At 63.5% G+C, this 6,078-nt stretch carries 7 protein-coding genes; 4 read left to right on the forward strand and 3 right to left on the reverse strand.

From position 1 onward, the window contains the following. From Q0K43_RS09750 to Q0K43_RS09760, 3 genes are all read right to left on the reverse strand, one after another. The coding region (locus tag Q0K43_RS09750) for a metallophosphoesterase family protein (protein ID WP_297290347.1) at nt 1–438 on the reverse strand (438 nt) is incomplete at its 3' end. Nucleotides 439–469: 31 nt separating this feature from the next. Continuing rightward, complete coding sequence (locus Q0K43_RS09755; protein ID WP_297290348.1) at nt 470–1,252, reverse strand: TIGR00282 family metallophosphoesterase; 783 nt, start codon at nt 1,250–1,252, stop codon at nt 470–472. A 125-nt stretch (nt 1,253–1,377) separates the two neighbouring features. Next, nucleotides 1,378–2,544 (reverse strand): stage II sporulation protein P, encoded by a 1,167-nt coding sequence (locus Q0K43_RS09760; RefSeq protein WP_297290349.1) that lies wholly within the window; start codon nt 2,542–2,544, stop codon nt 1,378–1,380. Nucleotides 2,545–2,751: 207 nt separating this feature from the next. Here Q0K43_RS09760 and Q0K43_RS09765 point away from each other — a divergent pair, with 207 nt between their 5' ends. The 4 genes from Q0K43_RS09765 to Q0K43_RS09780 all read left to right on the forward strand — a co-directional run bounded on the left by Q0K43_RS09765 (nt 2,752) and on the right by Q0K43_RS09780 (nt 6,071). Next, complete coding sequence (locus Q0K43_RS09765) at nt 2,752–3,624, forward strand: DegV family protein (protein WP_297290350.1); 873 nt, start codon at nt 2,752–2,754, stop codon at nt 3,622–3,624. Between the two features lie 175 nt (nt 3,625–3,799). Beyond that, nucleotides 3,800–4,387: a 5'-deoxynucleotidase gene (gene yfbR / locus Q0K43_RS09770; protein WP_297290351.1), complete on the forward strand. Its 588-nt coding sequence runs from the start codon at nt 3,800–3,802 to the stop codon at nt 4,385–4,387. 44 nt (nt 4,388–4,431) lie between these two features. Continuing rightward, entirely contained in the window at nt 4,432–4,701 is a 270-nt protein-coding gene (locus tag Q0K43_RS09775) for an ACT domain-containing protein (RefSeq protein ID WP_297290352.1), read from the forward strand. 11 nt (nt 4,702–4,712) lie between these two features. Beyond that, complete coding sequence (locus Q0K43_RS09780) at nt 4,713–6,071, forward strand: PFL family protein (protein ID WP_297290353.1); 1,359 nt, start codon at nt 4,713–4,715, stop codon at nt 6,069–6,071. Nucleotides 6,072–6,078: the final 7 nt, after the last annotated feature.

The raw sequence follows: 6,078 nt of genomic DNA on the forward strand, positions 1-6,078 counted from the left end.
GGCGGTAAAGCCCATGAGGGGGGAGCGGTCGGCCTGGGGGGTGGTGAAGGCCGCGCCGTGGACGGTGCAGCCCAGCTGGGGCAGCTCCACCGACTCCACCGCCACGGTGGAGAAGATGCGTACGTTGTCGGGCCACACCGTACCGGCATACACCGAACGGGGGCCGTAGCAGTCGTGGTTGCCCGGCGCGATGAACACCGGAACCTGGATCTGGCCCAGGGTGCGGGAGAGGGCCTCCACCGTCTCCTGGTAGGTCTGGCTGGAGTCCAGCAGGTCACCGGAGAGCAGCACCAGGTCGGCCCTTACCTCCTGGGCCAGGTCGGCCAGCTTGTCCAGCAGCTGCCGCTGCTCTTCCCGCCGCTGGCGGGCCTTATCGGGGGGCAGGGCCCCGAAGGGGGCGTCCAGATGGAAGTCCGCCCCGTGAAGGATGGTCAGCATAGTGGTATGTTCCTTTCCAACAGGATCTGAATCAGTCGTGCAGGTCTACCCGCTCCACACCCACGCATTTGCGCTGGTCGGTGTCGATGGAGAAGATCACGCTCTCCAGCTTGCAGGGGCCGTCCGCCTGCTCAAACCGCCGGGGCAGTCCCCCCAGGAAGCGGTTGATGGCCTGGTCGGGGCGGATGCCCAGCACGCTGCGGGCGGGGCCGGTCATGCCCAGGTCGGTGACAAAGCCCAGGCCTTTGGGGAGTACCTGGGTGTCGGCGGTGGGCACATGGGTGTGGGTACCCCACAGGGCCTGGACCCGTCCGTCCAGGTAATAGCCCATGGCCCCCTTCTCGCTGGTGGCCTCGGCGTGGAAGTCCACCAGCACCACGTCCACCCCCTCCATCCGTTTCAGCACCTTGTCGGCGGTGGTGAAGGGGTTTTCAAAGTTGCTGTCCATCTCGCACCGGCCGATGAGGTTTATCACGCCGATGCGCAGGCCCTTGGGGCCGTCGTACACCCCCCAGCCCCGGCCGGGCACCCGGTTGGTGTAGTTGGCGGGCCGCAGGGTATACTTGTCATCCTCCAGAAAGTCGGCGATCTGGATGCGGTTCCAGGTGTGGTTGCCCAAAGTAATGACGTCGGCCCCGGCGTCGAAGATGTCCCGGGCCTGCCGGGGCAGGATGCCCACGCCGGAGGCGTTCTCCCCGTTGACCACGGTGAAGTGGACATCCCGGAGCTTTTTCAGGCTGCGCAGGTGGCGGTTCAGGTACTCCACGCCGCTCTCTCCCACCACGTCGCCTACCGCCAGCACGTTCAAGATCATAGTCTGCCTCCCTCTGTGTTTCTGTACAGTGGTTCTATTATATGTGATTTTGTCAAAAAGCGCAAATCACTTTGCCCGCCCGGCCCGCAAAAAAAGCACGCCGGCGGCGTGCTTTTTTGTCCCTGTTACTCTTTCAGTCCCAGCAGCACCTGGCCGGCGGAGCGGGCGAAGAGCCGGGCGGCGGCCAGGGCCTCCTGGAGGGTGTTGCCGTGGGTACCCACCTCCACCAGCAAAAAGCCGGGAGACAGTTCCTGGTTGTAGCTGGAGGTGCGGAAGGTCATGGGCCGGGCCAGGGTGGGATAGAGGGTGTTCATGCCGGTCTGGATCTTGCAGGCCAGGGCCAGGTTCTCCATCCAGTGGGGGTTGCTGCCGTCCTTTCCGTGGCCGATGACCAGCATCACCTGAGCGGTATCCACCCCATCGATCCGGGTCACCGCCTTGTATACGGTGCCGTCCTCCCCCACCAGGGCGTCCCGGTGGACGTCCAGCACGATCTTGATGGAGGGATATTGCTCCAGGTACTGCTCCACCGTCTGGGCGGAGCGGATATAGGCGTCGTTGTACCGGGGGTAGTCGTGGAGCGTCCGGTCGTGAACCACGCTCAGGCCCATTTCGGTGAATACCCGTTCCATCTCGTCCCCCACCCGGATCACGTTGTATTCCTCTTCCAGGGTGCGGCCCACCCCGCCGGAGGGGGTGTACACATCGGTGCCGTCGGGGGTATAGGACTCGGTGGCGTGGGAATGGACGATGAGGATCTGGGGCCCCTCCTCCGGCAGGGTGATGGAGAGGGACGCCTCCGCAGCCGCCGCCAGATCCACGCTCTCACCGGTACGGTTGTAGAGGTACAGGCCCCCGGCCACGTCGTAGCCCTCCGGGCTGGTGGGGATCAGGGTACGGGCCACAATGTCCGAAGGGGCTGTGGTGGTCTGGGGCTCCTCCACCAGGTCATCGTGATCCTGGGCAGGCTGCCCGGCAGGCAGCTGCAATTCCTCCTCGGTCTCCCCGCCTTTCCTCAGGTAGTCGTTCACCGCCCCCTGGTTCCCGGCCAACAGCATGGATTGACCCACCGCCAGCCGGTCCCAGCCGTCCAGTCCATCCATCGCCCCCTCCTCGTCCGGCCTGCCCAGCTCGGCGGCCAGGGCGGTGGACACAAAAGTTCCACTCTCCCCCAGGCTTTGCAAGGCCCCGGCCCCGCCGCCGCACAGGATCAGCAGCCACACCGCCAGGGTGGCCAGGAACAATGCCGCGCTGCGGCGCAGCAGCCGCTTCCATAAGATCGGTCCTTTCATTTCGCACCATCCTCATCTGTAAGATCGTGGGCAGCTTTCTCTCTACCCTATGCAGACGGAGGCGGCGGTATGACTTGTCCCGTTCCGGAAATGATGTGCAAACCCTTCCCACGCCTTGACTTTTTTCTTTAATCAGATATAATGCACTTACCGAGGCTGTCATGATCCTACCATGATCCCGGGTGGACAGATAAAGTGAGGTTACTTATGAAAAAGATTGCCATTGCTACCGACAGCAACAGCGGCATTACCCAGGCCCAGGGCCGTGAATTGGGCATTTTTGTGCTGCCCATGCCTTTTTACATCAATGACGAGCTGTTTCTGGAGGATATCACCCTCTCCCAGGAGCAGTTCTATCAGCGTCTGGCGGAAGATGCCGACGTGAAGACCACCCAGCCCTCCCCCGGCGATGTCACCGACCTGTGGGACAAGATCCTCCAGGACTATGACCAGATTGTGTATATCCCCATGTCCAGCGGCCTGAGCAGCTCCTGCGAGACCGCCATGATGCTGGCCCAGGACTATGAGGACAAGGTGTTTGTGGTCAACAATCAGCGCATTTCCGTAACCCAGCGGCAGTCGGTGCTGGACGCCCTGACCATGGTTCAGGCGGGGAAGAGCGCCCAGGAAATCCACGATTACCTGGAGCAGACCAAATTCGACTCCGACATCTACATCACGGTGGATACGCTGAAGTACTTAAAGAAGGGCGGACGCTGCACCCCCGCTGCCGCCGCCCTGGGCGCAGTGCTGGGCATCAAGCCGGTGCTGCGGATCAAGGGCGAGAAGCTGGACTCCTTTGCCAAGGTGCGGGGCTGGAAGGCCGCCAAAAAGGCCATGATCGACGCCATTCATCAAACGATGGAGACGGAGTTTGCCGGCCTGTCCGGCCCGGAGCAGCTCCACATTGCCGCCGCCTACACCGGCGACCGCGCCGACGCCCAGGAGTGGCTGGAAGAGCTGGAGGCCCTCTTCCCCGGCTATCCCATCCACATGGACCCCCTGTCCCTGTCGGTGGCCTGCCACATCGGCCCCGGCGCCCGGGCGGTTACCGTCACCAAGGCTTTGCAGAAGGACTGATACAGGCCCTTTCCCCGTTGAAACCTGCGCCCCGCCGGTTGTGGAGGAGGATGACTCCACAACCGGCGGGGCGTTTTTTGTTTGGGAAAACAGGCAAATACCCGCCGGCGCCGTTTACAGCGCCGGGCTTTTGTGGTAAAATAACTTGTTTTCAACCGGATAGGAGGCAAGCGACGTGGATCAACACCCCTTTTTTGCCTATCTGTCCCGGATGCGGTACATCAACCGCTGGGGGCTGATGCGCAACACCTTTCAGGAGAATATTCAGGAACACTCCCACATGGTGGCGGTACTTGCCCACGCCCTGGCGGTGATCCGGCGGGATGTGTTTGGGCGAGAGGCCGACCCCGGCCTGGCGGTCATGGCCGCCCTGTACCACGACGCTCCCGAGATCCTCACCGGCGACCTGCCCACCCCCATCAAGTACTACGACCCGGAGATCCGGGACGCCTACAAAAAAGTGGAGGAGTTTTCCGCCGGCAAGCTGCTGGCCATGCTGCCCCCCGCCATGCGCCCGGCCTTCTCCCCCCTGCTTCATGAGGACTACGACCCCGATACCCACGCCCTGGTGAAGGCGGCGGACAAGCTGTCCGCCCACATCAAATGCCTGGAGGAACTGAAAGCCGGCAACAGTGAGTTCCGGCAGGCCGCCCGCCAGACGCTGGAGGCACTGAAGGGCTACCATCTGCCGGAGGTGGACTATTTCCTCACCCACCTCCTCCCCGCCTTCAGCATGACCCTGGACGAGATGGGCCGGGAATGACCCCGCCCGTTTCCATAGAATAGAGATTAAAAGGAGTATTGTATATGAGAGCCATCGTTACCGTGCTTGGCAAAGACCGGGTAGGCATTATGTCTATGGTATGCGCCCTGCTGGCCCAGCACAACGTCAACATCCTGGACATCAGCCAGACCATTCTCCAGGACTATTTCACTATGGTCATGCTGGTAGACGCCGGCGACTGCGACATTCCCTTCTCCGACCTGGCCGCCCTGCTGGAGCAGGAGGGCAAAGATCGGGACCTGTCCATCCGCATCCAGCGGGAGGACATCTTTAACGCTATGCACAAGATTTGAGGGTTGGCTTCATGATCAATACGACGGAAATTTTTGATACCATACATATGATCGACCAGCAGCATCTGGACGTGCGCACCATTACGATGGGCATCTCCCTGCTGGACTGCGCCGACGCCGATCCCAACGTGGCCTGCCGCAAGATCTACGACAAGATTACCCGCCAGGCCGAGCATCTGGTGGCCACCGGCGAGGCCATTGAGCGGGAGTTCGGCATCCCCATTGTCAATAAGCGGATCTCGGTGACGCCTATGGCCCTGGTGGCCGGGGCCTCCGAGACCGACAGCTATGTCCCCTTCGCCGTGGCTCTGGACAACGCCGCCAAGGCGGTGGGGGTCAACTTCATCGGCGGTTTCTCCGCCCTGGTACAGAAGGGGGCCACCAAGGCCGACCGGAAGCTCATCGCCGCCATCCCCGAGGCCCTGGCCCGCACCGACCTGGTGTGCGCCAGCGTCAACGTGGGCTCCACCAAGGCGGGCATCAACATGAACGCCGTAGGCGTCATGGGCCGCATCATCAAGGAGTGCGCCCAGCTCACCGCCGACAAGGGTGGCTTCGGCTGCGCCAAGCTGGTGGTGTTCTGCAACGCCGTGGAGGACAACCCCTTCATGGCCGGCGCCTTCCACGGCGTGGGCGAGCCCGACTGCATCATCAATGTGGGCGTGTCCGGCCCCGGCGTGGTGTACCACGCCCTCCAGGACGTGAAGGGCCAGAGCTTCGACGTGGTGGCCGAGACCATTAAGAAAACCGCCTTCCGGGTGACCCGGATGGGCCAGCTGGTGGCCCAGGAGGCCAGCCGCCGTCTGGGGGTGCCCTTCGGCATTGTGGACCTGTCCCTGGCCCCCACCCCCGCCATCGGCGATTCCGTAGCCCGCATCCTGGAGGAGATGGGCCTGGAGACCTGCGGCACCCACGGCACCACCGCCGCCCTGGCCCTCCTGAACGACGCGGTGAAGAAGGGCGGCGTCATGGCCTCCTCCCATGTGGGCGGCCTGTCCGGCGCCTTCATCCCCGTCAGTGAGGACGAGGGCATGATCGCCGCCGCCCGCTCCGGCGTCCTCCACCTGGACAAGCTGGAGGCCATGACCTGCGTGTGTTCCGTGGGTCTGGACATGATCGCCGTTCCCGGCGACACCTCCGCCGCCACCATCTCCGCCATCATCGCCGACGAGGCCGCCATCGGCATGGTCAACTCCAAGACCACCGCCGTCCGCATTATCCCCGCCCCCGGCAAGGTGGTGGGCGACACCGTGGAGTTCGGCGGCCTGCTGGGCTCCGCCCCCGTCATGCCCGTCCATCCCCAGAGCGCCGAGGCCTTTGTGGCCCGGGGCGGCCGCATTCCCGCCCCCATGCAGAGCCTCAAAAACTAAGGCGCCG

It is taken from the genome of uncultured Flavonifractor sp., assembly GCF_944383115.1.
GTDB lineage: Bacteria > Bacillota > Clostridia > Oscillospirales > Oscillospiraceae > Flavonifractor.